Raw genomic sequence first — 3,417 nt, forward strand, 5'->3', positions numbered from 1 at the left:
AGGCATCGGCGAACACCGGAAACGCCTCGTACAACTCACGCCCCATACCAGGACGCTGCGCACCCTGACCCGAGAACAGAAACGCCGACCGGCTCTCCCCCTGATCGGAACCGGTGAGGACGTCTGCCGGTGAGGCGCCGTTCGCGAGTTCGGTGAGCGCCTCCGAGAGGCGTTCGGGGTCCTTGGTGACAACGACTGCACGGTGTTCGAAGTGTGCGCGTGTGGTGGCCAGGGCCCTTCCGACGTCGTGGGGATCAAGGTCCGGGCGGCGTGCCACAAAGGCGGCGAGCGTGTGCGCCTGAGCGCGGAGAGCCTCTTCGGTGCGGGCCGACAACGGCCACACCAGCGCAGGCAGGCGCGCGGGTGAGGAACGTGTGGCGTCGGGCTCAGGGGTCTCGTACTGCTCGACGATGACGTGCGCGTTGGTACCGCTGACTCCGAATGCCGACACCCCGGCGATGCGCGGCCGACCCGTCTGCGGCCAGTCCTGCGGTTCGGTCAGCAACCGCACTCCACCGGCGGACCAGTCCACATGCGAGGACGGCTCCTGCGCATGCAACGTCGCCGGCAACACACCACGCCGCAACGCCTCCACCATCTTGATCACACCCGCCACACCCGCAGCAGCCTGCGTATGACCAAGATTCGACTTCACCGACCCCAACCACAACGGACACCCGTCCGAGCGCCCCTGACCGTAGGTCGCCAACAACGCCTGCGCCTCGATCGGATCACCCAACGCCGTACCCGTGCCGTGCGCCTCCACCGCATCCACGTCCGCGGCGGACACGCCAGCGCTCGCCAGCGCCGCCCGAATCACCCGCTGCTGCGACGGACCATTCGGCGCCGTCAAACCATTCGACGCACCATCCTGATTGACCGCACTCCCCCGCACCACCGCCAACACCCGATGCCCATGACGGCGAGCATCAGAAAGCCGCTCCACCAGCAACACACCAACACCCTCACCCCACCCCGTACCATCCGCACCCTCACCAAACGCCTTACACCGACCATCCGACGCAAGACCCCCCTGCCGCGAAAACTCCACGAAGACGTCCGGGGTGGACATGACGGTCACGCCGCCGGCCAGGGCGAGGTCGCACTCGCCCGACCGCAGCGTCTGTGCGGCCAGGTGGAGTGCCACGAGCGAGGACGAGCACGCCGTGTCCACCGTCACGGCCGGGCCCTCGAGCCCCAGCACGTACGACACCCTGCCGGACACCACGCTGGCGGCGTTGCCCGTGAGCAGGTGCCCCTCTGTGCCAGCCGGGAGGTCGGCGCCGGTCACCGCGCCGTAGTTCTGGTTGCTGCATCCGATGAAGACACCGGTGCGGCTGCCGCGCACCGTCGTGGGCGGAATGCCCGCGTGTTCGAGGGCCTCCCACGAGGTCTCCAGCACGAGCCGCTGCTGCGGGTCCATCGCGAGGGCCTCGCGTGGAGACACGCCGAAAAACTCGGCGTCGAACTCGGCCGAAGTGCTGACGAATCCGCCGCGGCCCACGTCGGGCAGCTCCGACGTGTCCCAGCCCCGGTCCGCCGGGAAGGGAGTCATCGCGTCGACCCCGTCAGCCACCAGGTTCCAGAGGTCCTCCGGAGAGGTGACGTCCCCGGGGTACCGGCACGCCATGCCGACGATGGCGACCGGCTCCTCGGTGGTGCGGGTCAGTTCCTCGTTCCGCCTGCGCAGGCGCTCGTTCTCGAGCAGGGAGGCGCGCAGCGCGTCAACTACGCGCTCTTCGGAGGTGGACATGCTCAGCTCCACTGGTTAGTGGTCCGTACTCGGGCGGGCGGGAGAGGGAGAGGTGGCGCGGCGGTTGCTCAGGACTGCGGGTCGCGCAAGGCCAGTTGGACGAGGGCGTCGACGTCCATCGCCTGGATGACGTCCTCTCCTCCGCCCTCGGGTTCTCCGGCGCCGTCTGCCGCGCTTTCCGTGGTGGCCGCCCCCTGGTGGGGCTCGGTCCGATCCGGGGATCCGCCGTTCTCGGTTGCCTCGGCGACGGACAGCAGCGCCGTGATGAGGCCGCTCTCCCGCCAGCGGGAGAGCGGAACGGCGGCGATCCTGCGCCGGAGCAGTTCCTCGTCCGCGTCGTCCACCACTGCGGTGTCCGGCTGCTCCGGGAAGAGCTGCCCGTACAGGTGGTCGGCAAGATGGCGAGGTGTCGGATAGTCGAAGAGCAGGGTGGCGGGAAGACGCAGTCCCGTCTCGGCACCGAGCTGGTTGCGGAACTCGACTGCTGTCAGGGAGTCGAAGCCGACGTCCCGAAAGGCACGGCCGAGGTCCACGGTCCGATCAGCCGTCCTGCCCAGCACGGCAGTCGCGCGGCCCTGCACGAGTTCGCGCAGTGCACGTCGCCGTTCCGCCTCCGGCATCTCCGCCAGACGGGACACCAAGCGAGCGCGCGTCGCGTCCGCGCCACCGGAGTCAGCGGCGGTGGTGTGGGCAGGCGGTGCGAAGGTGGTGAGGAGGGGGCTGGGTCGGCTGCTGGTGAAGGTGGGGACGAACCGCTCCCAGTCCACATCAGCCACCACCACCGCACCATCACCCACCTCCAACGCACAACCCAACCCCACCAACGCACGCCCCGGATCCATCACCCGCAACCCACGACGCCCCAACTCCACCGCACCCACACCCGACACCATCCCCCCACCCGACCAAGGACCCCACGCCACCGACGTCCCCACCACACCCCGACCACAACGCCCCTCCACCAACGCATCCACAAACGCATTCGCCGCCGCATACGCCCCCTGACCACCACTCCCCCACACCCCCGCAATCGACGAAAACACCACAAACGCCCCAAGATCCCACCCACACGTCAACTCATCCAGATGGGCGGCACCGGCGGCCTTGGCGCGCCACACGGAGTCCAGGTAGGCGTCGTCGATCTCGTCCAGGGGTTTGGCGTCGGGTACTCCGGCCGCGTGGAAGACGGCGTTCACCCGGTACTCGGCCAGCAGGGCGGCGACCGCGTCCCGGTCGGCCACGTCGCAGGCGGCGACATGCACGTGCGAGGCTCCCAGCCGACGCAGCTCCGCGACCAGGTCGGCCGTGCCGGGGGCCTCCTCACCACGGCGGCTGGTGAGCACGATCTCTTCGGCACCGTGCTCGGCGAGCCAGCGGGCGGTGTGCGCACCGAGTGATCCCGTGCCACCGGTGACGAGGACCCGCCCGGACGGCTTCCAGGCCCCGAGGGACGTCGTCGTGGGAGCAGGGGCGCGGAGAAGCCGGCGCGCGAGGGTCCGGCCCTCACGGATGGCGATCTGGTCCTCGGCTCCGCCCAGCGCACCTGTCAGACGGTGCAGCGACTGCTGGTCGGGCTCGGACGGCAGGTCGATCAGTCCGCCCCAGCGGTCGGGGTGCTCCAACGCCGCCACCCGGCCCAGCCCCCACACCCCGGCCTGCTCCGG

The 3,417-nt window shown here is 69.9% G+C and carries 2 protein-coding genes; both read right to left on the minus strand.

What is annotated here, in order from left to right; genetic code table 11:
• The coding region (locus ACYVE9_RS19755) for a type I polyketide synthase (protein ID WP_461029215.1) at positions 1-1,753 on the minus strand (1,753 nt) is incomplete at its 3' end.
• A gap of 68 nt (positions 1,754-1,821) precedes the next feature.
• Positions 1,822-3,417, minus strand: a 1,596-nt coding sequence (locus ACYVE9_RS19760; protein WP_461029216.1) for a beta-ketoacyl reductase, incomplete at its 5' end; no start/stop codon positions are given.

The sequence above is a fragment of the Streptomyces sparsus genome, assembly GCF_054776295.1.